This is a genomic window from Cytophaga sp. FL35, from assembly GCF_014349235.1.
GTDB lineage: Bacteria > Bacteroidota > Bacteroidia > Flavobacteriales > Flavobacteriaceae > Euzebyella.
Genome location: NZ_JACSOH010000002.1, coordinates 83,760 through 109,207 on the forward strand (window position 1 = coordinate 83,760; position 25,448 = coordinate 109,207).

A 25,448-nucleotide genomic window follows, 5' to 3' on the forward strand; every position below is an offset into this window, starting at 1 on the left:
CGGATTGCCCCATTTAGATCTTATTTAACCGCTTTCACCACATTCTCAATGTTTTCCAATTTGGAAACTGCCAATTGGTTGTCCAATAGAAACGAAGGGGAGTTCATGGAAACTTTAGGGTCTACTTTTAAGCTAGGGACAAAGTGGGTTCCTGATAAATGAATTGCCTTAATGCCGGCCTCCTTAAAAAGGTGCGCATTGCCCGGTTTTACGCCACCACCAGGCATGATACTTATTTTTTTACTTTTGAGTTGGAGCGATTTAAGCAATTCCAATCCTTCAACAGAAGAGGTAGACTGCCCAGATGACAAAATGGTTTTCACGCCTATTTCTTGTAATTGTAGAAGTGACTCTTCAGGATTTGGAAGCCAATCAAAAGCACGGTGAAAGGTAAAATGCAGATTTCCTGTTAACATTACCAACTGCGCTGTTCGCTCTACATCCAAATTATTATGGTCATCCAACACACCGGAAACAATTCCTGCAAAACCAATATCCTTGCACAACTGGATATTTTCTTTCATAATCTCAAACTCTACTTCGGAATAAGTAAAATCCCCACTTCTTGGCCTAATCAAAACATGTACGGGAATAGAAATGATTTCCCGAATTTTCTTTAGCAATCCGTAGGATGGGGTAATGCCGCCTACGGCAAGTTCTGAGCACAATTCAATTCGGTCAGCTCCCGCTTTCTGTGCATTTAGGGCCGATTGAACTGAATTTGCACAAACTTCTACAAGCATAATCGTATATTTAGCCGACTAAATTAAACAACCGAAAATGAAAAGGAGAAAATTCTTAAAAAATTCAAGCCTTACCGCGGCGGGAGCCTTATCAGCCCCATTAATGGCCAACTACCAAAAGGATGGCATTAGCAATCCAGAAAATGAAGTAGACCTACCTGTTAAACCCATTGCCGTGTGCACTTGGAACTTTAAAAATGCTACGGCAAAAGCATGGGAAATACTTGAAAAAGGAGGCAACTCTTTAGACGCTGTAGAACAAGGTGTAATGGTAGAGGAAGCAGATGTTAAAAATGAAACCGTAGGTAAGGGCGGTAGACCGGACCGTGATGGAAATGTAACCCTTGATGCCTGTATTATGGATAAGGACGGTAATTGTGGTTCCGTGGTTTACCTTCAAAATATTGTACACCCGGTTTCCGTGGCCCGAAAGGTTATGGAAGAAACCCCCCATATCATCCTTGCCGGAAGAGGTGCTGAACAATTTGCCTACGAACAAGGGTTTAAGAAAGAGGACTTGTTTACGGAAAGTACCCGAAAACAATATAAGGAATGGAAAAAGACCTCTAAGTACGAAACTATCATCAACATTGAAAACCATGACACTATTGGTATGCTGGCTATGGATGAAAATGGGGATATTTCAGGAGCCTGTACTACTAGTGGCATGGCATATAAAGTTGGTGGCCGTGTTGGTGATAGTCCAATAATTGGCGCCGGACTATTCGTGGATAACGAGGTGGGGGCCGCAACTGCCACCGGAGTTGGAGAAGAGGTAATCCGCACCGTAGGCAGCTTTCTGATTGTTGAACTGATGAGGCAAGGCAAGAGTCCGCAAGAAGCGTGCGAAGAAGGCGTAAAAAGAATTATGGCCAAGAATAAAAACCGAAAGGATTTTCAGATAGGATTCCTGGCGCTTAACAAAAAAGGGGAAACGGGCGGATATTGTGTGCACCCAGGTTTCACCTATAGCCAATATACCGAGAAAGGACAAGAGAACGTGAATGTTGAAAGCTTTTATCAAAAAAACTAAAACCACCGTTTCGGGTAGATAAAAGCGGGCGTGGCCCGCTTTTTTTATTCACAATTTCGGGGTAATTAAATGCAAATTCATAATTTGAACCGCTAACTTCGTATTTTAAATACCGTTTTCATGTCCGAACAAAAAAGACTTTTCCTTTTAGATGCCTACGCCCTTATTTTCCGTGGTTATTATGCCCTAATAAAAAATCCAAGAATTAACTCCAAGGGCATGGATACCAGCGCCATCATGGGGTTTATGAATTCCCTTTTCGATGTAATCAAAAGGGAAAAACCGGATCATTTGGCGGTTTGTTTTGATAAAGGGGGAAGTGCAGAACGTACCGAGCTTTTTCCGGAATACAAGGCCAACAGAGATGAAACACCCGATGCGATTAGAATTGCCATTCCGTATATCCAAGATATTTTAAAGGCGATGCACATTCCATCTGTGGTTTTGGAAGGTTGGGAAGCCGATGATATTATCGGAACCTTGTCCAAACAGGCCGAAAAAGAAGGTTATAAAGTCTATATGGTCACTCCTGATAAGGATTTTGGACAATTGGTTACTGAAAATGTATTTATGTACCGCCCTGCAAGAATGGGCAACGGCATTGAAATTTGGGGAATACCAGAAGTGCAAAAACGTTTTGGAGTAGAAAGACCGGAACAGGTGATTGATTACCTAGGTATGATGGGCGATGCTAGTGATAATATTCCAGGGCTTCCCGGGGTAGGCGATAAAACCGCCAAGAAATTCATTGCCCAGTTCGGATCCATGGAAGGTCTTTTTGAAAATATCGACCAGCTTAAAGGTAAAATGAAGGAGAAGGTAGAGGAGAACCAAGAGTTGGGACTACTTTCCAAAAAATTGGCGACTATTTGTACCGATTGTGATGTGACTTTTAACGCTGAAGACTATGAACTATCCGTTCCTGACAGCGAAAAAGTTCAAGAGATATTTGAAGAACTCGAGTTTAGAAGGCTAAAAGACCAGTTTATCAAAATTTTCTCAGGCGAAACCGAGGAAACCCAAACCCAAGTAACGAGTACTGAAACCGCCAAAAATCAAGCGCAAACGGCCGGTAGCGGTCAATTCACTTTATTTGGTGGCGATGGCGCCGCTCCAGCAACCATCAAGGATAGTTCTAGCAGAATGACCATCAACGATGTGGCACACTCCTATCAAAGTGTGGCCCCTGGTATGGCCATGAAACTATTTTTACAAAATTTGATGAAACAGACTTCTGTTTGTTTTGATACGGAAACGACTTCTATCAATCCGCTGGAAGCCCATTTGGTGGGTATAGCCTTTTCATGGGAAGCCACCAAAGGCTTTTACATTCCCTTTCCGGAGGAAAAAGAAAAAGCGCAAGAACTGATAGAAGAACTGCGTCCGTTTTTTGAATCCGAAGAAATTGAAAAAATTGGTCAGAACCTCAAATATGACATCAAAGTGTTGGATAAATATGGGGTTGATGTGAAGGGCAAGTTGTTCGACACCATGTTGGCACATTACCTGATCAATCCGGATATGAGGCATAATATGGATGTGCTTTCGGAAACCTATCTAAACTACACCCCTATTTCCATTACGGAACTTATTGGCAAAAAAGGAAAGAACCAGTTAAGCATGCGCCAAGTTCCCTTAGAAAAACAGACCGAATACGCTGTTGAAGACGCAGATGTCACTTTTCAATTGGCCCAACATTTTAGACCGGAACTGGCCGAAGCTAAAACCGAGGATTTATTTAATGATATTGAAATTCCGCTTTTGCGGGTATTGGCGGATATGGAATTGGAAGGAATAAATCTGGACAAGGACTTTTTAAATTCTCTTTCGGATGACCTTACCAATGACATAAAAGCCTTGGAAGAAAAAATATACGAAGCGGCCGGGGAAGAATTCAACATAGGCTCACCTAAACAGTTGGGAGAAACTCTATTCAGCAAAATGAAGTTAGTGGACAAGCCCAAGAAAACCAAAACGGGCCAGTTTTCCACTTCAGAAGATGTGCTTTCCTATTTGGCAAAAGACCATGAAATTATCCAGCATGTGCTGGATTACCGCGGACTTACCAAATTAAAAAGTACGTATGTAGACGCTTTACCGGAACAGGTTGAGGCCACAACCGGACGGGTGCATACGGATTATATGCAAACCGTAGCCGCTACCGGACGTTTGAGCAGCAACAATCCCAACCTCCAAAATATTCCCATACGAACCGAACGCGGGAGACAAGTAAGAAAAGCTTTTGTTCCCAAGAATGAGGAGTACACTCTGCTAGCCGCAGATTATTCCCAAATAGAACTACGTATCATTGCCGCTTTGAGCGAGGAGACTACCATGATCGAAGCTTTTAAAAACGGAGAGGATATTCATGCCTCTACGGCTTCTAAGGTTTTTAATGTTCCCATTGATGAAGTTACTAGGGAACAACGCAGCAACGCCAAAACGGTCAATTTTGGAATTATCTATGGAGTATCGGCATTTGGCCTAAGCAATCAAACGGACCTGTCCCGTTCCGAAGCCAAGGAGTTGATAGACACCTATTATAAGACCTACCCCAAACTCCGTAACTACATTAGTGAACAGGTTGATTTTGCGCGGGAGAACGGTTATGTGCAAACAGTTTTGGGACGCAGACGCTATTTAAAGGACATTAACGGAAGTAATGCTGTGGTACGAGGTGCCGCAGAACGCAATGCTGTAAACGCGCCTATACAAGGAAGCGCCGCGGATATCATTAAAATTGCCATGATCAACATTCATAAAAAGTTGGAAGCAGGCAACTATAAAAGTAAAATGCTGCTCCAAGTTCATGATGAATTGGTCTTTGATGTGTATAAGCCGGAGTTGGAAGAATTAAAACCCTTGATTCAATCTGAAATGGAGAATGCCTACCAATTATCGGTACCCTTAGACGTGGAGCTTGGCTTAGGCGATAATTGGCTAGTGGCGCATTAGAGAGTAGTTGCTGAATCCAATTTAGAGCAAGAAAAGATAATTGAATGCCTAAATTATTGTTAATACAATACCAATTTCCCTCTCTACAACGTTGTAAGGGAGGTAATTGATATCAACAAACAATGAAGGTTAAATGGTTTTTAGGGGTAATTTTGCTTTTTATGCCGTTGGCATTAGTTGCTCAAGAGGAACCTAATACTCAAAAGGTTTCTATACCACAAAAAATTAAAGTCTTCCCCAATCCGGCCACCAATGTGGTGAATATACTAGGATTGACCAATAGTGATAAAGCAAATATTACCATATATGATATTTATGGCAACCCAATCTTTTCAAGACAATGGGAAATTAGAAAAAATGCCCTAAACATACCAGTGTCCTCCTTAGAAGCCGGTGCATACATTATTACCATCAACTCCAATCAACAAAACGTACGTACCAAGTTCTACAAGAAATAAATTGAAATTCTACTTTGTGGTAGGTACTATTTAAATAATCTTACCTTAGCAAATACTTTGGGTGCCCAATACAAAATGTCCCCTCTTTTTCCTTTTATTTTTTTTAAAAAATATTCTGAAATAACCATTTGTTATTCAGAAGAATTAGTGTACATTTGCAGCCCGTTTATCGGGATTGAAGTGTTTAATTAAAAAGTAACCGTAGTGGATACATTAAGTTATAAGACCGTTTCTGCCAATAAATCAACTGTAGACAAGCAGTGGGTGTTGGTTGATGCTGAAGGGGAAGCTCTAGGGCGTTTAGCTTCTAAAGTTGCTAAAGTACTTAGAGGGAAACATAAGCCAAGTTACACTCCCCATGTAGATTGTGGTGATAACGTTATTATCATCAATGCCGAGAAGATTGAAATGAGCGGCAACAAGTGGAACGAGAAAGTTTATTTGAGATACACAGGGTATCCAGGTGGTCAACGTTCTACTTCCGCTAAGGAGCTTTTAGCTAAAAATCCAGCTCAAATTGTTGAGAAAGCGGTAAAAGGAATGCTACCAAAAAACAGATTGGGCGCCGACCTTTTTAGAAACCTAAAAGTTTATGTTGGTTCAGAGCATGATCACGAAGCTCAAAAACCAACGGTAATCAACTTAAAAGAATTCAAGTAATGGAGACCATTCACAAAATCGGAAGAAGAAAAACAGCTGTGGCCCGTGTTTACGTTTCTACTGGAAGCGGAAAAATCACGGTAAACCAGAGAGAATTGAACGATTATTTTCCTACTGCTACACTTCAATACAAGGTGAAGCAACCTTTTTCCCTAACGAATACCGAAGACGCGTATGACGTTAAGGTAAATGTTTACGGAGGTGGTATAACTGGTCAAGCAGAAGCTGTTCGTCTTGCTTTGTCAAGAGCTATGTGCGAAGTTGACGGCGAAAATCGTTCTGTTTTGAAACCGGAAGGTCTATTAACTCGTGACCCAAGAATGGTGGAGCGTAAGAAATACGGTCAGAAAAAGGCACGTAAGAAGTTCCAGTTCTCTAAACGTTAAGACAGAATTTTATATTTGGCACCTTCTTATTGGAAGGTGCCAATTTTTATATTTTTAACCTAAGTTCATTGAAAGTTCGCCTCTTGGCGAATAAATTAAGGCTGTGTTCCATACCAAGGGAAACAGTATCCGGGAGACCCAAAAGAACCCTAAATTTGATTGGGCACCGTTAGTTTAGCATCTAAATGATAGAGGCTCCTTACATTTAAGGTACCACTTTGTCATTGCCTATTCAAAAGAACGTAAACTAAATTAAAATGGCGAAAGTCGAAGTAAAACAATTATTGGAAGCAGGTGTGCATTTTGGACACCTTACACGAAAGTGGAACCCTAACATGGCTCCTTACATCTACATGGAGCGTAACGGCATCCACGTTATCAATCTTTACAAAACCGTTGCAAAATTAGAAGAGTCTAAGGAAGCATTAAAGAAAATTGCTGCTTCAGGACGTAAAATTCTTTTTGTAGCAACCAAGAAACAAGCTAAGGACATTGTTGCAGAAAAAGTTGCCAATGTAAACATGCCCTACATCACAGAGAGATGGCCAGGTGGTATGTTAACCAACTTTGTGACCATCCGTAAGGCGGTTAAGAAAATGGCCTCTATCGACCGTATGAAAAAAGACGGTACATTCAACACCCTTTCAAAAAAGGAGAGATTACAAGTAGACCGTTTACGTGCCAAATTGGAAAAGAACCTTGGTTCTATTTCTGATATGACACGCCTACCAGGTGCTATTTTTATTGTTGATACCATGCGTGAGCACATTGCGGTTAAGGAAGCTCAAAAATTGAACATTCCAATTTTCGCAATGGTCGATACCAATTCTGACCCTAGGGATGTCGATTATTTAATTCCATCCAATGATGATGCTTCTAAGTCTATCAACATCATTATGCAAGAGGTAACCGATGCGATAGCAGAAGGACTTTCTGAAAGAAAATCTGAGAAGCAAGCCGATAAAGAAGGTGCCGATGACGCAAAAAAGGCTAAAAAAGAGTCTAAAAAATTGGAGCCTACACCAGAAACGGTCGAAACCAAAGCTCCTCCTGTTGTAGCAAAAACCCCTAAACCTGAAGTAAATGTGGAGGCTACCAAGGAAGCTGTAGCCAAAGAAACGGCTGCTGATGACCTAACAAAAGTGGAGGGTATTGGCCCTAAAGCTGCCGAGGCTTTAGTGAACGCAGGAATAGCTACCTATTCTGATCTAGCAAAGGCTGATCCGGAAAAAGTAAAGGAGATTTTGACTGAAGCCAGCTCTAGAATGTCTCATTTAGACCCAACCTCTTGGCCTAAGCAAGCCCAAATGGCTGCAGATGGTAAATGGGACGAGTTGAAAGAGTGGCAAGACAGCGTTAGCGGTGGTGTTGAATAACCACTTTTCTCAGAAGTAAATTAAATTAAAAATAACGTTTGCTTTATGAAGATTGCCTTCAACCGAACTATCTTCCAGCAAATTGAAAAATAGCATAGAAAATGGCAAAAATTACAGCCGCAGAAGTAAATAAATTAAGAAAGACCACTGGCGCAGGTATGATGGACTGCAAAAAAGCCTTGGTTGAAGCAGAAGGGGATTTTGACAAAGCTATCGAAATCCTTCGTAAAAAAGGTCAGAAAGTAGCAGCTAAAAGAGCCGATAGGGATTCCTCAGAAGGTGCAGCTATCGCTAAAGTGAATGCTGATAATACGCAAGGTGTTATCATTTCATTGAATTGCGAAACTGACTTTGTTGCCAAAAATGACAGTTTTGTGACATTGGCCAATGAATTGGCAGATTTAGCTCTTGGTTTTGACAGCAAAGATGCTTTCTTGTCTGCTGATTTTAAAGGAATGACGGTTCAGGACAAATTAACGGAGCAAACTGGCGTAATTGGTGAAAAAATTGAAATTGGAGGGTTCGAGAAATTGAGTGCGCCTTTCGTAGGAAGCTATATTCACGCAGGTAACAAAATTGCCGTTCTTACAGGACTTTCTGCTGCCGTTGACGGTGCAGAAGAAGCTGCAAAGGATGTTGCAATGCAAGCTGCCGCTATGAACCCTGTTGCTCTAAACGAAGACGGTGTTGACCAATCTGTAATCGACAAAGAAATCGAAATTGCAAAAGATCAATTGCGTCAAGAAGGTAAGCCAGAGGAAATGTTGGATAAAATCGCTAAAGGTAAAATTAAGCGATTCTTTAAAGACAACACCTTGGTAAACCAAGATTTCATTAAAGACAGCAAGCAAAGTGTTGCCCAATATGTGAAATCTGTAGATTCTAGCTTGGAAGTTACCGATTTTAAAAGGGTCGCTTTAGGATAATAACGAACCCTTTTGGTTCACAAAAAAACCCGCTACACTTCTAGCGGGTTTTTTTATGTAATAATAACTTAGAGCTAATTTATATCTAACCTTTTAACCAACGTTGCCTTAACTCTGATTCTTTATTACTTACAGACGCTACCGGAACAATAGTTTCTACTTCCAACATTGGGGTGCCAGCCAAGCCTTTCAACGTAACATCTTCTCCTCCCCTTCTAACCACCATTTCAATCTCCGTTTCAGGAGACCAAGTAAAACTTTGGCCAATTACGTTTCTAATAGAGTTCAAGTCTATCGTAGTTCCATTGATGCTTTTTATGACATCACCACCTTTGACACCTAATGTTTTAAAGAAACTATTTAATTCCAATCCCTTTCTTATATAGATTTGGTCTTCATTTTCTTGATCTACATCAATGAATGGATTTTCACCATCTAAAAAGAAACCCGTTTGTTTTTCAACAATTTCCGTGGAAAGACCCATCTTCCCTAAGTACTCATTATAATCAATTGGAGTATCACCTATAACATGTGTGTCAAAGAAGCTTCTAATTTCCGGGTAGGTCATTGCAACAATTTCATCGATCAGTTCATCGTCTTTGAAAGGTGTATTGTTTCCATATTTTTTAGAAAGCTCCTTCATCAACCACCGTACTCCTTTCTCACCATTACTCAATCTCCTTAACTCAATATCCAGAACCATATTGATTAAAGCACCCTTTTCATATACATTGGCATAATTTTCCTCATATGGTTCCTCCAAAATATTCTCGCTCATCACCGTAAAGGACATTTCATCATCATATGCCTTGGCATTGTTTACCTTATCCATAATACGCTCATAGAACTCCGCCTCGTCTATCAACCCTTGCTGAATTTGAAATAAATTAGCAAAATACTCCGTGGTCCCTTCATACATCCAAAGATGTTGGGACATTTTAGGATCATTAAAATCAAAGTATTGCACCTCCTCAGAATGCACATTTAGCGGAGTAACAATATGGAAAAACTCATGTGAAACCACATCTACCATGGCTTGCTCCAAACGATCCTGGGGCATAGCTTCAGGTAAAACCACTACTGTAGAAGTATGGTGTTCCAAGGCACCAAACCCTTGCGCATCATCTGCTTCCATTGTTGACAAATACAGGAGAATATTGTATTCTTTTGTACCATCAATATCTCCCAAAAACGCCTTTTGCGCACTCATCATCTTCTCCATACGCTCCTTTAAACTCGCAGCCGTATATACTCCATTGGGCGAGTAGACACTCAAAGTGACAGTAATATCATTAATCTGAAAGGTCTCGGTATTTGGTTTCGTATATTGAATGGGACTATCTATTACCTCAAAATAACGACTTGCCAAAAAAACATCTTTACCAACTTCTGTTTCCTCCACGATTTTACTTTTTAAGGAAGTTGTTGCTTTAAGGCCTTCAGGGTAGTTGACCGTTATCTCATACGGCACTTCCTTTAAACCTTTAAAATATCCCACAAAACCATGAAGATTTAGCACGAAATTTTCATTTTTAAGAATATTGGTTCCAGATGGAGAAAAGACCTTTTCACTGGTCTCACTTTCTGTATCGTAGGTATCGTTTACCCTGTAAGTAACCTTATCCAGATTTTTACCTGATTCAACTTTCCATGTATTATCATCCAATTTTTCAAAGTTTAATTCATTGCCTTCATAGTCCAAAGCTTTGAAATCCTCGATATATTTTCCATAGTTATCCTCACTGTAAGTTCCAGGAACAGTTTTTGGAATATAGAAAAACACCTCTTCTGTCGTAAAAGCCCCAGGGTTCATGGACACCTGTACTTTATCGTCTTCTATATGTACCAAATCCAAAGTGGTAAACATTGGGGTTTTATCTGCCGTCAATACACTTTTACCGGCACCACAACCCAGTAGCAGCAAGCTAAAAAAGCAGCCTAAAAAAATCCTTTTCATAAAACTGTAAGTATAATTCATAATTTTCCAATTCAGTAAAACTGTACAAGGTTATAAAAATTAACACAACTCCGGAGTATTATTAGGAAATAATTAAGGGTGACCTTTCCTACAAAACGCATCTAGATTCCAAACATTTTTTGATTATTTTTGCTCCAACGAAATCGTAGCGCATGCAATACAAAAGAATTCTCCTAAAGCTAAGTGGCGAAGCTTTAATGGGAAACAAGCAGTACGGAATTGACTCAGAAAGGCTTTCTGAATACGCCCAAGAAATTAAAAATGTTGCGGACAAAGGCGTAGAAATTGCCATCGTTATTGGCGGAGGCAATATCTTTAGAGGATTAACAGGGGCCGCCATGGGCATGGACCGTGTGCAAGGAGACCACATGGGCATGTTGGCAACAGTTATCAATGGCCTGGCCCTGCAAAGCGCTTTGGAGACACAAGGAATACAAACCAGGTTACAGTCTGCCATCCATATCAATGAAGTTGCAGAACCTTTTATTAGAAGAAGGGCCATGAGGCACTTGGAGAAAGGAAGGGTGGTCATCTTTGGAGGTGGCACTGGAAACCCTTATTTCACGACAGATTCTGCAGCGGTTTTGAGGGCTATTGAAATTGAAGCCGATGTTATTCTAAAGGGCACACGAGTTGATGGCATTTACACTTCGGACCCTGAAAAAGACAAGAACGCCACCAAATTCGACTCCATATCCTTTGCTGATGTTTTACTCAAAGGACTAAAAGTAATGGACACCACGGCCTTTACATTGAGCCAAGAAAACGAGTTGCCCATTGTGGTTTTCGATATGAATAAAAAAGGCAATCTTACCAAATTGGTAGAGGGAGAAAATATAGGTACCGTGGTCAACCTTTAACAGACACTTATTACGCATAATTTTTTTAACTATGAACGAAGAGGTACAGTTTATACTTGATTCCGCCAAGGAAAGCATGGATGCGGCATTGAAGCATCTAGAAAAGGAATTTGTTAAGATACGTGCGGGTAAGGCCAGCCCGGCAATGCTCTCATCCGTAAAAGTGGAATATTACGGTTCGCTTACGCCATTGGCACAAGTTGCCAACGTAAACACACCAGATGGCCGTACCATTTCCGTTCAGCCATGGGAGAAAAATATGTTGCAGGAAATTGAAAAGGCCATTATAAATTCCAACTTGGGCTTCAACCCTATGAACAATGGCGATTTTGTAATCATCAACGTTCCACCTTTAACAGAAGAACGCAGGATTCAGTTGACAAAACAGGCTAAAGCGGAAGCAGAAGATGCCAAAGTTGGTATTAGAAGTGCCCGTCAAGAGGCCAATAAAGAGATTAAAAATTTGGATGCATCCGAAGATTTGCAAAAAAACGCAGAGGTAGACGTGCAGGAACTTACTGATGAATACATCAAAAAAACCGATGCCTTTTTGGCAAAAAAAGAAAAGGAAATTATGACGGTGTAATTACTAATTATTCAAAATTTTAACAAAGCGGTTCAAGGACCGCTTTTTTTATACACTTAATGTAACAACAGTTAATTTTAAAAGCTCTAGTCCATTTAAATCCTTTGTGTTAGGAACACAACTTGGCAATAACTACCTTTGCGCTCGGTAAAAATCTACCATGACGAGTAAATTCACGAAAGGTTTTTGGGAAAAGACGGCGCGGATCATCCTACGGAATAGGATTTTGATTCTAATCCTTATTGCAGGTATTACGGTATTTCTTGGCATGCAATGGGAGAATATGCGGTTTAGCAATTCCCAGGCCAATCTACTTCCAGACAATCACCCTGTTAACATAGAATATCGGTCTTTCTTAAAACAGTTTGGTGAAGAGGGTAATGCCATTGTTTTTGCTATCAAAGACCAAGCTTTATTCACCCCGGAAAACATTAACCGTTGGAATCGCTTTAGCAAGCAACTCGTCGCTTTCCCTGAAGTAGATTTTGTATTAAGCTTGGACAATCTTCAAGAGCTGGTCAAGGATAATGAAAAGCAGGAGTTTCAATTAAGACCTTTAATTGATGGCCAATTAAAAACACAGAAGGAACTGGACAGTATTAAAGAACACTTGTTTACCGAACTTCCGTTTTATGATAAGCTATTGTTCAATAAGGAAAGTGCTACCATTAGAACGGTAGTAAATATGGACAAGGACATTGTGAACACAACGGTTCGTAAAGACTTTGTCTTGAAAGACCTCACTAATTTGGTTGAAAATTTTGAGGAAGAAACCGGTTTGGATGTTCATGTTTCGGGAATGCCCTATATCCGCACCATGAATTCCCAGAATATCATCGATGAAATTGGAAAGTTTATTTTAGCGGCCCTGGGGGTTACCTCGTTAATATTTTTCTTCTTTTTTAGAAGTTTTAGGGCCACCCTTATTTCCATGTGCATTGTTATCATTGGTGTCATGTGGGCTTTTGGTGTTCTGGGATTGCTGCAGTATGAGATAACGGTATTAACAGCATTGATACCCCCTTTAATCATCGTTATAGGTATCCCTAACTGTATTTTTCTAATCAACAAGTACCAGCAGGAGGTCAAAAAACATGGTAACCAAGCACTATCCTTACAAAGGGTAATTTCCAAAATTGGGAATGCAACGCTTATGACCAACATGACTACAGCTTCCGGCTTTGCCACTTTTATTATTACGGACAGCAAACTACTTAAAGAATTTGGAATTGTAGCCTCAATAAATATCATTGGTATTTTCGTTTTGTCCCTTTTGATTATTCCAATTATCTACAGTTTTTTATCCCTTCCCAAAACAAGACATCTTAAACATTTGAACAAAAAATGGGTAGACGGTTTTGTTAATTGGATGGAAGGTATAGTCAGGGAACGGCGAATTTCAGTCTACATAGTTTCCTTGATTTTACTGGTTACTAGTATTATTGGTATCTATCAAATTGAAATTTCAGGGAGCCCCATAGAAGACATGCCCAAAAAAGCCCAGTTCTTCAAGGACATTCGCTTTTTCGAGAAAGAATTTGATGGCATAATGCCTGTAGAAATAGTGGTAGATACTAAACGACCGAAAGGGGTGATGCGCTCTACCAACCTAAAACGCATTGATCAACTAAGTGAGGTCATTACGGAAATCCCGGAGTTATCAAAGCCTATTTCCGTGGTTAACTTGGTAAAATATTCCAAACAGGCCTTTTATAATGGCCTACCCAAGTACTACCAGTTGCCCACCAATCAAGAGAGCAATTTTATTTTGTCCGTGGCACAAAAGTCTTCCGGAAATGAAAATCTTTTAAAGAATTTTGTTGATAGCACAGGACAAACTGCTAGGATAACCACTTTCATGAAGGACGTTAAAACGGATCGAATGGAAGAAATTGAAGCTAGACTACAAGAAAATATTGATAAGTTCTTCCCCGCCGAGAGGTACAACGTTTACATGACAGGGAGTGCCTTAATTTTCTTAAAAGGAACCAAGTACTTGGTCAAAAACCTAATTTTATCCTTGGCTTTCGCCATATTTCTGATAGCGCTGTTCATGGCTTACTTATTCAGGTCCTTTAGAATGATTGTAATTTCCCTAATTCCCAACTTGCTCCCGTTGGTAATCACCGCTGGCGTAATGGGTTATGCCGGAGTACCAATTAAGCCATCTACCATACTTGTTTTCAGCATCGCATTCGGTATTTCCGTTGACGACACCATTCACTTTTTGGCAAAATACCGTCAAGAACTGATCACCAATAAATGGCACATTAAAAAATCCGTTTATGCAGCATTAAGGGAAACCGGAGTAAGCATGTTCTACACCTCTATCGTATTATTTTTTGGTTTTTCTGTCTTTATCATTTCTAATTTTGGAGGAACAGTAGCACTAGGAGCATTGGTTTCGGCCACTCTAATGTTCGCTATGTTAGCGAATCTTATTTTGTTGCCTTCCTTATTACTTTCATTGGAACGAAACATTGCAAGCAAAAAAATCCTTAAAAAACCGCAAATAGATATCCTTCCAAAAAAGGATGAGGACAATTAAGCAAAAATCTTCAGTGATTTAACCAACTACTTGCTCATATCTTTTTATTCAAAAAGTTATCTTTGCCCTTCAATTTTCAAGTGACCAAAACATGAACACGAAGAGCGTAAAGGAAATATTAAAAGGGGAACTTTTATTACAGGAAGTTACCGTAAACGGTTGGGTTAAAACTTTTAGAAGCAACAGGTTTATTGCTTTAAATGACGGTTCTACTCTTTCGAATATTCAATGCGTAGTAGACTTTGAAAATTTTGACCAGGATACATTGAAGCAAATCAATACCGGAGCCGCCATAAAGGTAACCGGAACCTTGGCCGAAAGTCAAGGAAGAGGCCAAAGTGTGGAAATTCAGGTAAAGGAAATTTTAGTACATGGAGGAGCGGATCCAGAGGTTTACCCAATTCAGCCTAAAAAACATTCCTTAGAGTTTTTACGAGAGAAGGCCCACCTGCGTGTTAGAACCAATACATTTTCCGCCGTAATGCGTGTACGTTCTGCCTTGTCATTTGCTATTCACCAGTATTTTAGAGAAAATGGATTTTATTATTTTCATGCGCCTATTATTACTGGTTCCGATGCTGAAGGAGCCGGTGAAATGTTCCGGGTCACCACCTTGGATGATAAAAACCCAAAACTCACTGAAGAGGGAACGGTAGACTACAAAGAAGATTTCTTTGGAAAGGAAACCAATCTTACAGTTTCCGGACAATTGGAAGCGGAGGCCTATGCCATGGCATTGGGAAAAGTATATACTTTTGGACCTACATTTAGAGCGGAAAACTCCAACACCTCTAGACATTTAGCGGAGTTTTGGATGATCGAACCGGAGATGGCCTTCTATGATTTGGACGCCAATATGGATCTGGCAGAAGATTTCATTAAAAGTGTTCTAAAATATGTTTTGGAGCATTGTGCCGAGGACTTAGAATTCTTGGAAAAGAGGTTATTAGACGAAGAAAAAACCAAGCCACAGGCTGAAAGAAGTGAAATGGCGCTTTTGGAAAAGCTGAAATTCGTAACTGAAAATGGCTTTAAAAGAGTAAGCTACACCGAAGCAATAGATATCTTAAGAAACTCAAAGCCCAATAAAAAGAAAAAATTTCAATATATCATTGATGAATGGGGTGCCGATCTGCAAAGTGAGCATGAAAGATACTTGGTAGAAAAGCATTTTAAATGCCCCGTAATTCTTTTTGACTATCCTGCAAAAATAAAGGCATTTTATATGCGCCTCAACGAAGACGGAAAAACCGTGAGGGCCATGGACATTCTCTTTCCGGGAATTGGAGAAATCGTAGGCGGCTCTCAGCGTGAAGAAAGATTGGATGTACTTAAGGAAAAAATGGCAGCACTTAACATCCCTGAAGAAGAACTTTGGTGGTATTTAGACCTACGTAAGTTTGGCACCGCCACCCATAGTGGTTTTGGCCTAGGTTTTGAAAGATTGGTACTTTTCGCCACTGGAATGGGTAACATAAGAGACGTTATTCCGTTTCCTAGGACACCGCAGAATGCCGAATTTTAACGGGAATTGGTTAACTTTATATAGGTTCAATTAAATTTTTCAATGCTAAAGCAACATCTACAATTCAAGTTATCGCAAAAACTATCGCCTCAGCAGATACAACTGATGAAGCTCATTCAATTGCCTACCCAGGCTTTTGAACAAAGGTTGAAGCAAGAATTGGAAGAAAATCCTGCTTTGGAGGGTGGAAAAGAAGAATTGGACACCTATGATGATGAATTTTCAGACCCCTACGAAACTGAAAATGACAATGAAACCATCAATACGGAAGATATCAACATTGATGATTATCTAAGTGATGATGAAATTCCTGATTACAGAACCAAGGCCAACAATTACAGTTCAGATGACGAGGAAAAAAGCGTGCCTTATGCAGCAGGTGTTTCCTTTAACCAGTACTTGATCAATCAATTGAATACTGTATATTTAAGCGATGACGAATGGAGCATTGCCGAGTTTTTAGTGGGAAGTGTGGATGAAAGCGGTTATATAAGAAGGCCTTTATCCGATATCCTGGACGATTTGGCCTTTACCCAAAATATATACACGGACGAAGAGACTATTGAGAAGGTATTAAGGATAGTTCAAAAACTTGATCCCCCGGGTGTAGCCGCACGTTCTCTAGAAGAATGTCTTACCATACAACTAAAACGAAAAGAGGCTACGCCGCCCGTAGAATTGGCCATAGCGATTTTGGAGAAATCCTTTGAGCAGTTTACAAAGAAGCATTACAAAAAACTTATTCAAAAACATAACATTACCGAAGAACAACTTCGTGATGCTATTTCAGAAATAGAAAAGCTAAATCCGAAACCTGGGGGTTCGTATTCGGGTAATAACCGCATGGTAGAGCATGTTGTCCCGGATTTCTCCATAAGGATTGTGGAAGGAGAACTAGAACTATCCTTAAATGGCAGAAACGCTCCCGAACTGCATGTTTCCAAGGAGTATAGTAATATGCTAAAAGGGTATAAGGAAACTAAGGAGAAATCAAAATCGCAAAAAGATACCATCCTGTTCATCAAACAAAAGTTGGATGCCGCCAAATGGTTTATAGATGCCATAAGACAAAGACAGCAGACACTGTTCGTAACCATGAACGCCATCATGCAATATCAACACGAATATTTCCTTACTGGAGACGAGCGTAACTTAAGACCGATGATCCTGAAGGATATCGCCGATGAAATAGATATGGACGTTTCTACGGTATCCCGTGTGGCCAATAGTAAATACGTAGATACACCTTATGGTACCAAATTGATTAAGGAGTTCTTTTCAGAGTCCATGAAAAATGATCAAGGTGAAGATGTTTCTACTAGGGAGATAAAAAAAATATTGGAAACGGTCATCGGGGAAGAATCCAAGAAAAAACCACTTACCGATGATAAGTTGGCCGCCATATTAAAAGAAAAAGGATATCCTATTGCCAGGCGAACCGTTGCCAAATATAGGGAGCAATTGGATATTCCCGTTGCGAGGTTACGCAAACAGATTTAATGAGAATTTTTCTCTTAGTTATATCTTATATTTTCCACCCCCTATTCACTCCAATTGGGGGCACAGTTGCCTACTTTATACTAACACCTAAATTCACGCCACCAGAATTAAAATACGGCAACCTACTGCCCATTTTTATCCTAACGGTCATCATTCCTGTCATAGCGTATTTTATTTTAAGGAATTTAGGCGTGGTATCAACCGTATTTGTACCTAATCTAAAAGAAAGGAAATACCCCCTATACATCAACCTTTTAATTTTATTTCTAGTGGTTTATAAGGTCATTGGAAGTTATTTTATCGTAGAATTACATTTCTTCTTTATAGGCTTAATAATAGCCACAATGACCACCTTACTTCTACTCTTTTTCAAATTAAAAGCGAGCATTCACTTAATGGGTATGGGAAGCATTTACATGTTTTTGGTTTGCCTAAGTATTCATTTTGAAATAAATATTACATTGGGCTTAAGTCTATTGACCATCGCTACGGGCCTTGTAGCAACCTCACGGATTTACCTAAAAGCACATACAAAGCCAGAGTTGGTTATAGGGTTATTTATAGGCCTCCTTTCCCAGCTAATTACGATTCAGTATTGGTTATAAGAACACTTAAAGAATATAGAAGATCAGCCCAATACGAAGAGAATGAACCTTTAGGTCATTACCATTCAACCCAACATTGTCATTAAAAAGATTACTAAGGGCATAATAAGCGTGTAGATTGAAAGTGTTGTATCCAAAATTCAGCGTAGGACCGTATTGAAATCTTTTAATATCCTCATTATAAAAAGATATTTTTGCACCCTCCGTTGGTACATATTTTGACCTGCCACCAACCACGTAACCAAATTTCACACCTGCATATATCCTCCAAAACTTGTGAGACAATGCATTGGAATTTCGCCAGCGAAACTCTACTGGAAGCTCTAACATATGGGTTTCAACTTTACTTCGTTTAAAATCATCTTTGTCTTCTATTATATCATAAACAAAGGAATCATCACTTTCTAAAGCCCTTAAGTTGGAGTAATAGGTATAATAGCCATAACCCAACCCCAGTCCCATAGCTATATTTCTTTCTTTGTTAAGTGGAATGTCTTTAATAAGACCACCTTGGAGACCATAAGAAAGGTTACTTTGACTTACAGCATCTGGCTTTTCCAGTAAAAAGTTATAGGTTAAACCCAAATAAAATTGATCTTCCAAATACTTATTATCTACTAATAACGTATCCGTTTGAACTTGCCCATACCCAAGAAAGCAGACCAATAAAAGAAAAGAGAACACTAATTTTTGCATATGAACAAAAATAAAACAAAAACGCCCTGAACTTTAAAGCTCAGGGCGTTTCTTGTATTAAATATGCTGTTAAACGCTACTGCAAGTTATTAAAAGCATCTCCATCATAAGTGGTATAATTCACTTTGAGGGCATTTACTTTTCTCAATTCTTGCTTAATATCGGAGATAAGACCCATATTGGCATTTTTATCAACTTTTAAGGCTGTAGTTAGCACATTCTGTAGTTCCTGAGCTTTCTTAGCCCTTTCCTGCAAAATATAATCTCCAACCGCAGATGGATCTGCAAACTTGTCGTTTAATTGAATCTTTGGCTCAGAACCAAATTGAGAAGAATATTGACTGGTAGGAGCACCTACGTAAATGTAGATTACCCTATCCTTCTTTTCTAACTTCTTAATTTCACTGGCATTTGGCAAAGTATTCTCCACCTTAAGCGAACTATCCTTCATAACGGTCACCGTCATAAAGAAAAATAACAGCATGAAAACAATGTCCGGTAATGCAGCAGTGTTAACCGCTGGTAAACCTTCATCTTTTTTCTTTGCAAACTTTGACATAGTATTCTGGTTTAACTGTTATTCTAATTAGTACTGGTCTCAGCTTCAGAAAGCTTTTGGGGGAATAGATCTTGAATTCTCTTCACCTTATCCTTCAATTCATCCTTTACGCTAGACTCTGTCTCAGGGTTCAAATATTCAGCTTCCATATCGGTAAAATTCCGATTAAAAAGTCGCTGAGCTTCCCTATTTCTAAGGTCATTATAAGCACCTACCAATTCATTTTGAACAGTGATGTAAGTACTATACTTAGTCTCCCTATCGTTTTTAAGAGAAATAATCGCTTTAGTTGGGTTATCCGATGACTCAGTATTTTTAGCACCCTTACAATAAGTACAAGTACCGTCACCACCATTATCCAAAAAGGCAATAGCTCTTTCCCTAAGGTTCTTTATTTCGGTAAGCTGATCCTCTACCAACAACTGACCATTTTTATTGATATTAACCTCAAAGATATTTTTCTGCTTAATAACAACATCATTCTCGGGCGGTTCTATCGGCGGTAACATACGGTCCAAACCGGCATCTGTCTCGATCGTTGTCGTTACCAAGAAGAAAATAAGTAACAAGAACGCGATGTCTGCCATAGATCCCGCATTTACCTCTGCTGGTGCTCCTCTTTTTGGCATAGTTTAAATTTTAATTATTTAGTCATCTTTCTAATACCACCCCAAATCATGGAGCCAACAGCGATGATAGTCAATATAAAGAATACATTGATACCAGCACCAATTTGCTTTACTTCACTTTCTGTGGTAGCTACGCCTCTATCGGCCATTTCTTGAAGGTTTACATCAGTACCATCGGCCATTACGTAACCAATTCCTACGACTAACAGAAAACCAACGATTACGAACAAACTTTTCTTTAAGCTTGCCGGATTAGCAAATAAATTCTTAATAGAAAATATAAGGCTAAAGAATACCGCTACAGCTAATAAGATGTAGGTAATGATGAACATGGTATTTAGTGCGCCACTACTAGCAGCTTCGGCTGCAGGCATTTCAGACTCTGGCAACAAGAACCAAAGCACGGCACCTATCAAACCAACTGCAATGAGCGCAATTTTTATAATCTTATGCATAATTTTTAGGTTTTAAAGGTGTGCGAATTACTTCTTGTGGTCTACCAACAAATCTATCAATACGATAGAAGAATCTTCCATATCATTAACAATACTGTCAATCTTAGCAATAATGTAGTTATAGAAAATCTGAAGGATAATAGCGGTAATAAGACCAAATACCGTTGTTAATAACGCCACCTGAATATCACCTGCAATAAGGGATGCACTCAAGTTACCAACAGCACTAATTTTCTGGAAGGCCTGAATCATACCGATTACCGTACCCATGAACCCAAGCATTGGAGCAATAGCGATGAACAAGGACAACCAAGAAACATTTTTTTCCAACTGACCCATCTGTACACCACCGTAGGCAACAACAGCCTTTTCAGCAGACTCAATGCTTTCTCCAGCCCTATCCAATCCTTGGTAATAGATGGAAGCAACAGGTCCTTTTGTGTTTCTACAAACTTCTTTTGCAGCTTCAACACCACCGGAAGCCAAAGCATCTTCTACTTGTTGCTTCAATTTAGTAGTGTTAGTAGTAGCCATGTTCAAATAGATAATTCTTTCGATAGCTACGGCCAAGCCCAAAATCAAACATAAAAGTACAATACCCATGAAACCGGCACCACCCTGGATAAACATTTCTTTCAATACCTGGGTAAAACCTTTTTCAGCTTCAGCGGGAGCATCTTGCAACATAGTTGCGGCAGTAGCCATTGCATTTACAGTATTTGTGCTCAATACAAACAACCCGCCCATGGCTAGGATAGAGGATAATTTTTTCATTTTTTCAAACTTAGATTAGTTATTTAATAGGGTTAAAGATAAAAAAAAATCGTAACAAAAAAAGTAAAACTTCCATGTGCGCAAGAAGCTAAAAATGTAGACTTTACAAGGGATAAACATTCATTGAACCTATAAACCCCTTACAATTTAACCACATCAAAAAGCTACTATTTTTTACATAGAAACCAAACTTACACTTATTTTCCTTACTTACGTCTTTTACGGAAAATGTTTTTTGTACTTGCAGAGAGGAAGGGATTCGAACCCTCGATACACTTTTGGTGTATACACACTTTCCAGGCGTGCGCCTTCGACCACTCGGCCACCTCTCTAAATCTTTTCTGCCCCTTCCTTCATCATTAAATCAGGACTAGATAGGCTTACCTTATTAGGGCTGCCAAATAACAAAAAAAATATTAGTTGATGAAATTATAAACTGTTTTTTATTGCATTTCTCCCCTTAAAGAAGTCTCAAATACTGTTTTGAAGAGATTAGAGGATATATTATCGCCCAAAAGGTACATTAATTTAGTAATTGCCGCTTCCGTAGTGATGTCTTTCCCATTAATGACTCCCGCTTCTTCTAAATGCTTGCTAGTCTCATATCTCCCCATAACAACAGACCCTCCCGAGCACTGGGTCACGTTTACTATATGAATACCATTTTCAAATGCCCTTTGCAAACAACTTATCAACCATTTTTCTGTAGGGGCATTTCCAGAGCCATAGGTTTCCAGCACCAAGCCTTTTAACCCAGGTATTTTCAATACACTCTCCAACACATTTGGAGACATATTTGGAAACAACTTTAGAATGGCCACATTGGCATCCATCCTTTTATGTACTTTTAACTTTTTTCTTTCATCCTTAACCAAATGATTTCCAAACACCTTGAGATGCACGCCCGACTCGATCAACGGCGGATAGTTGAGTGACGCAAAGGCTTGAAAATGTTCGGCATTTATTTTAGTAGTTCGGTTCGCTCGGTACAGTTTATATTCAAAATATAACCCCACCTCTTGAATTACCGGTTTTCCTCTTTCTTGTAAAGCCGCTATTTGTACGGCAGTTATTAAATTCTCCTTGGCATCGGTTCTTAAATCACCAATAGGCAATTGGGACCCCGTAAATATTACCGGTTTCGATAAATTCTCCAACATAAAACTCAAGGCTGACGATGTATAGCTCATGGTGTCACTCCCATGCAAGACCACAAAACCATCGTGCGTCTGGTAATTTTCCTCAATCAGTGAAGCTATCTTTTCCCAATGACCGGAGTTCATATTAGAGGAATCAATAGGGGTTTCAAATGAAATCGCATCAATTTTACAATCCAACTGCTTAAGCTCAGGTATCCTCTTTAAAAGTTCACTAAAGTCAAACGCTTTTAAAGCTCCGGATTTATAGTCCTTAACCATACCAATGGTACCACCAGTGTATATAATAAGTATGTTCACCTTATCCACTTACATCTTACTTTTAAATTCCGAAAATAGCTTTTGAGTTTTCAGTGGTTATTCTTGCCACCTCTTCTTTTGATTCACGATAGATTTCCGAAAGTTTTTCCAAGATATTTACCAAGTATAAGCTTTCGTTTCTTTTACCCCTAAAAGGAGTGGGCGCCAAATAAGGAGCGTCGGTCTCCAAAACTATTTCCGTAAGTGGCACTTCATTAAGGAACTTATCTATTTTGCCATTCTTAAATGTAACCACTCCACCAATTCCTAATTTCATATTATATGAAATGGCTCTTTGCGCTTGTTCTAAGTCGCCGGTAAAGCAATGGAAAATTCCGAAAAGCCCGTCTCCCTTTTCACTCTCCAACACCTCAAAAACCTCATCGAAAGCATCCCTACAATGTATTACAATGGGCAGTTGAAATCTTTTAGCCAATCTAATTTGATGAGCAAAGGCCTCCTGTTGTTCCACTAGTAGTGATTTATCCCAATATAAATCCACTCCTATTTCACCAATCGCATAGAACTTTCTTTTACCCAACATCTCTTCCACGTGAGCCAACTCCTCTTTGTAATTCTCCTTCACATGTGTAGGGTGCAAACCGGTCATTAAAAACATATGTTCCGGAAATTCTGCCTCCAATTCCAGCATACTTTCCGTATAAGTAGAGTCGATTGCCGGGATAAAAAACCGTTGAACCCCCGCATCAATAGCACGTTGTACCACTTGACTTCTATCATCATCAAATGCCTCACTGTATAAATGTGTATGTGTATCCGTCAAAATCATGTGGCAAAAGTAAGCCTATCTTTTAGCATTTTGAAACTATTACCTTTTAACAGTAATTTGAAATGAAGAACATTAGCTTAACGTACCTTTACTCCCTTAAAAAATGTTTGACTTAAGAGCTTACGAATGTCATTAAAGAAATTTCTCCAAAAGAAAGGTTACTGCAAAATAGATTTAAAGGTGACGGCTACTGACCATTTTGAGATAAAAGCAAAAATTAATGGGATTACCGGGAGGTTTATCTTAGACACCGGAGCTTCCAATACCTGCATTGGTTTTGATAAGGTTGAACAATTCAAACTAACCTCCGAAGCTTCTGAAATTAAGGCCGCCGGTGCAGGAGGCACCAACCTAGAAACTCTTATTTCAGTAAAAAACAAAATTGAAATAGGCGAATGGAAAAAGAAAAAAGTCAAAATTGTCCTTTTTGACCTTATCCATGTGAACGAAGCACTAGTGGCACATAATGTAAACCCGGTAGATGGGATTATTGGTGCTGATGTTTTGAAGAAAGCAAAGGCTGTTATAGATTACGATAAATCTTGCGTATACCTTAAAATGTAACCCAATAAAAAACCCCGGAGTATCTACCCCAGGGTTATCATATGGTTTAATTTAAGTTTTACAACTCCAAAGCTCTTTGCTCATTTCCATCCATTAGTAATTCTACCGGATTTTCCAAAGCTTCCTTGATAGCCACTAAGAAGCCAACAGACTCCTTGCCATCAATAATTCTATGGTCGTAGGACAGCGCTACGTACATGATCGGAGCAATAGCAATGGCACCATCACGAACAATAGGTCTTTCCACTATATTATGCATTCCTAAAATAGCACTTTGAGGTGGATTGATAATTGGAGTGGACAACATGGAACCAAAAACACCCCCATTGGTTATGGTAAATGTGCCTCCGGTCATCTCATCAACGGTAATTTCACCTTCCCTAGCACGGATTGCCAATCGTTTAACCTCAGACTCAACACCTCTAAAGCTCAAATTTTCAGCATTTCTGATAACTGGAACCATCAATCCCTTAGGCCCGGATACAGCAATACTGATATCACAAAAATCATAGGATATCATTTCCTTACCATCTATCATGGAATTTACCGCTGGAAATTGCTTCAAGGCCCTAACTACGGCCAAAGTGAAAAAGGACATAAAACCTAAACCTACGCCGTGCTTTGACTTAAAATCCTCTTTGTATTTAGACCGAAGTTCAAAAATAGGTGACATGTCCACTTCGTTAAAGGTGGTAAGCATGGCCGTTTCATTTTTCACGGAAACCAACCTTTCTGCCACTTTACGTCTTAACATGGACAATTTAGACCTAGTTTCTCCCCTACTTGCTCCAGATGGAGACCCCATGGAAGGAACCGCCTTTACGGCATCATCCTTGGTAATCCTACCATCCTTACCCGTTCCTTTCACGGAGGAGGCATCAATTCCTTTTTCGTTCAATATTTTCTTGGCAGCGGGAGATGCCACTCCTGAAGCATAGGTCTCTTTTGCCTGAGCGGGCTGAGAAGCTTTCGCATCATTATTGGACGGAGCCTTTTCTTGATCTTTGGCCAAATCCTTTTCCGCTTTGTTACCAGCACCCTCATCCCCACTTCCAGCGGTTGAATCTGCACCAGCACTAGCACCATCCGGTTTGGGTGCATCCGTATCAATTAAACAAACCACTTCGCCTACAGCAACGGCATCGCCAACCTCGGCCTTTAAAGTAATAATCCCACTTTGCTCTGCGGGTAGTTCAAGGGTTGCCTTATCGGAATCCACTTCGGCAATGGCCTGGTCTTTCTCTACATAATCTCCATCTTCAACCAACCATTCCGCAATCTCCACTTCGGTAATAGATTCGCCCGGAGATGGAACTTTCATTTCTAATATCATGCTATTGTGTATTTTCTAGGTTATGATAGTTAAATTCAAAATTCTTTTAAAA

24 protein-coding genes, 1 tRNA gene and 1 pseudogene are annotated in these 25,448 nt (G+C 39.6%); 15 read left to right on the top strand and 11 right to left on the bottom strand.

Features of this window, described 5'->3' with window-relative positions:
- Positions 1-20: 20 nt before the first annotated feature.
- Positions 21-743, bottom strand: a complete 723-nt coding sequence (locus tag BIZ36_RS01595) for a copper homeostasis protein CutC (RefSeq protein ID WP_187456111.1) — start codon at positions 741-743, stop codon at positions 21-23.
- A 37-nt stretch (positions 744-780) separates the two neighbouring features.
- Between BIZ36_RS01595 and BIZ36_RS01600 the strand changes: the two genes are divergently transcribed.
- From BIZ36_RS01600 to tsf, 8 genes and pseudogenes are all read left to right on the top strand, one after another.
- Positions 781-1,776: an isoaspartyl peptidase/L-asparaginase family protein gene (locus tag BIZ36_RS01600; protein WP_187456112.1), complete on the top strand. Its 996-nt coding sequence runs from the start codon at positions 781-783 to the stop codon at positions 1,774-1,776.
- A 120-nt stretch (positions 1,777-1,896) separates the two neighbouring features.
- Complete coding sequence (polA, locus tag BIZ36_RS01605; protein ID WP_187456113.1) at positions 1,897-4,731, top strand: DNA polymerase I; 2,835 nt, start codon at positions 1,897-1,899, stop codon at positions 4,729-4,731.
- Positions 4,732-4,853: 122 nt separating this feature from the next.
- Complete coding sequence (locus tag BIZ36_RS01610) at positions 4,854-5,189, top strand: T9SS type A sorting domain-containing protein (RefSeq protein ID WP_187456114.1); 336 nt, start codon at positions 4,854-4,856, stop codon at positions 5,187-5,189.
- Positions 5,190-5,393: 204 nt separating this feature from the next.
- Positions 5,394-5,849, top strand: a complete 456-nt coding sequence (gene rplM / locus BIZ36_RS01615; protein WP_187456115.1) for a 50S ribosomal protein L13 — start codon at positions 5,394-5,396, stop codon at positions 5,847-5,849.
- Positions 5,849-6,235 (top strand): 30S ribosomal protein S9, encoded by a 387-nt coding sequence (gene rpsI, locus BIZ36_RS01620; RefSeq protein WP_187456116.1) that lies wholly within the window; start codon positions 5,849-5,851, stop codon positions 6,233-6,235. Before rplM ends, rpsI begins: the two co-directional genes overlap by 1 nt.
- A 257-nt stretch (positions 6,236-6,492) precedes the next feature.
- Positions 6,493-7,245: pseudogene (gene rpsB, locus BIZ36_RS01625) on the top strand (30S ribosomal protein S2); the annotation flags it as partial.
- Positions 7,246-7,320: 75 nt separating this feature from the next.
- Positions 7,321-7,611, top strand: coding sequence for a DUF4332 domain-containing protein (locus BIZ36_RS21015; RefSeq protein WP_353616808.1), 291 nt, complete (start codon positions 7,321-7,323; stop codon positions 7,609-7,611).
- Positions 7,612-7,712: 101 nt separating this feature from the next.
- Positions 7,713-8,537, top strand: a complete 825-nt coding sequence (gene tsf / locus BIZ36_RS01630) for a translation elongation factor Ts (RefSeq protein ID WP_187456118.1) — start codon at positions 7,713-7,715, stop codon at positions 8,535-8,537.
- A gap of 85 nt (positions 8,538-8,622) precedes the next feature.
- Here the strand turns inward: tsf and BIZ36_RS01635 are convergent, their stop codons facing one another.
- Positions 8,623-10,494: a M61 family metallopeptidase gene (locus tag BIZ36_RS01635; RefSeq protein WP_187456119.1), complete on the bottom strand. Its 1,872-nt coding sequence runs from the start codon at positions 10,492-10,494 to the stop codon at positions 8,623-8,625.
- A 173-nt stretch (positions 10,495-10,667) separates the two neighbouring features.
- On the opposite strand from BIZ36_RS01635, the gene pyrH reads away from it, so the two are divergent.
- From pyrH to BIZ36_RS01665, 6 genes are all read left to right on the top strand, one after another.
- Positions 10,668-11,375, top strand: coding sequence for a UMP kinase (gene pyrH / locus BIZ36_RS01640; protein WP_187456120.1), 708 nt, complete (start codon positions 10,668-10,670; stop codon positions 11,373-11,375).
- Between the two features lie 31 nt (positions 11,376-11,406).
- Complete coding sequence (frr, locus tag BIZ36_RS01645) at positions 11,407-11,961, top strand: ribosome recycling factor (protein WP_187456121.1); 555 nt, start codon at positions 11,407-11,409, stop codon at positions 11,959-11,961.
- Positions 11,962-12,121: 160 nt separating this feature from the next.
- Complete coding sequence (locus BIZ36_RS01650) at positions 12,122-14,509, top strand: efflux RND transporter permease subunit (RefSeq protein WP_187456122.1); 2,388 nt, start codon at positions 12,122-12,124, stop codon at positions 14,507-14,509.
- 91 nt (positions 14,510-14,600) lie between these two features.
- Complete coding sequence (gene asnS / locus BIZ36_RS01655; protein ID WP_187456123.1) at positions 14,601-16,034, top strand: asparagine--tRNA ligase; 1,434 nt, start codon at positions 14,601-14,603, stop codon at positions 16,032-16,034.
- A 42-nt stretch (positions 16,035-16,076) separates the two neighbouring features.
- The gene (gene rpoN / locus BIZ36_RS01660) at positions 16,077-17,534 is read left to right on the top strand and encodes an RNA polymerase factor sigma-54 (RefSeq protein ID WP_187456124.1); all 1,458 of its coding nucleotides are present in this window, start codon (positions 16,077-16,079) and stop codon (positions 17,532-17,534) included.
- Complete coding sequence (locus tag BIZ36_RS01665; protein ID WP_187456125.1) at positions 17,534-18,139, top strand: hypothetical protein; 606 nt, start codon at positions 17,534-17,536, stop codon at positions 18,137-18,139. Before rpoN ends, BIZ36_RS01665 begins: the two co-directional genes overlap by 1 nt.
- Positions 18,140-18,145: 6 nt before the next feature.
- On the opposite strand, the gene BIZ36_RS01670 is transcribed toward BIZ36_RS01665, so the two are convergent.
- The 8 genes from BIZ36_RS01670 to BIZ36_RS01705 all read right to left on the bottom strand — a co-directional run bounded on the left by BIZ36_RS01670 (position 18,146) and on the right by BIZ36_RS01705 (position 23,499).
- Positions 18,146-18,835: a porin family protein gene (locus BIZ36_RS01670; protein ID WP_187456126.1), complete on the bottom strand. Its 690-nt coding sequence runs from the start codon at positions 18,833-18,835 to the stop codon at positions 18,146-18,148.
- Positions 18,836-18,911: 76 nt separating this feature from the next.
- A complete protein-coding gene (locus BIZ36_RS01675; RefSeq protein WP_187456127.1) occupies positions 18,912-19,394 on the bottom strand; it encodes an ExbD/TolR family protein in 483 nt (160 codons plus the stop codon).
- 23 nt (positions 19,395-19,417) lie between these two features.
- Complete coding sequence (locus BIZ36_RS01680) at positions 19,418-20,023, bottom strand: ExbD/TolR family protein (RefSeq protein WP_187456128.1); 606 nt, start codon at positions 20,021-20,023, stop codon at positions 19,418-19,420.
- Between the two features lie 14 nt (positions 20,024-20,037).
- Entirely contained in the window at positions 20,038-20,478 is a 441-nt protein-coding gene (locus tag BIZ36_RS01685; protein WP_187456129.1) for a hypothetical protein, read from the bottom strand.
- 27 nt (positions 20,479-20,505) lie between these two features.
- The gene (locus BIZ36_RS01690; protein ID WP_187456130.1) at positions 20,506-21,252 is read right to left on the bottom strand and encodes a MotA/TolQ/ExbB proton channel family protein; all 747 of its coding nucleotides are present in this window, start codon (positions 21,250-21,252) and stop codon (positions 20,506-20,508) included.
- A 244-nt stretch (positions 21,253-21,496) separates the two neighbouring features.
- Positions 21,497-21,584 (bottom strand) — tRNA-Ser (locus BIZ36_RS01695).
- Positions 21,585-21,695: 111 nt separating this feature from the next.
- A complete protein-coding gene (locus BIZ36_RS01700; RefSeq protein WP_353616804.1) occupies positions 21,696-22,709 on the bottom strand; it encodes an asparaginase in 1,014 nt (337 codons plus the stop codon).
- A 22-nt stretch (positions 22,710-22,731) separates the two neighbouring features.
- Positions 22,732-23,499 (bottom strand): TatD family hydrolase, encoded by a 768-nt coding sequence (locus BIZ36_RS01705; protein ID WP_187456132.1) that lies wholly within the window; start codon positions 23,497-23,499, stop codon positions 22,732-22,734.
- Between the two features lie 126 nt (positions 23,500-23,625).
- On the opposite strand from BIZ36_RS01705, the gene BIZ36_RS01710 reads away from it, so the two are divergent.
- Positions 23,626-24,063 (top strand): retropepsin-like aspartic protease family protein, encoded by a 438-nt coding sequence (locus BIZ36_RS01710; protein ID WP_187456133.1) that lies wholly within the window; start codon positions 23,626-23,628, stop codon positions 24,061-24,063.
- A gap of 58 nt (positions 24,064-24,121) precedes the next feature.
- Here BIZ36_RS01710 and odhB read toward each other — a convergent pair whose 3' ends face one another.
- The gene (gene odhB / locus BIZ36_RS01715) at positions 24,122-25,396 is read right to left on the bottom strand and encodes a 2-oxoglutarate dehydrogenase complex dihydrolipoyllysine-residue succinyltransferase (RefSeq protein WP_187456134.1); all 1,275 of its coding nucleotides are present in this window, start codon (positions 25,394-25,396) and stop codon (positions 24,122-24,124) included.
- Positions 25,397-25,448 lie beyond the last annotated feature (52 nt).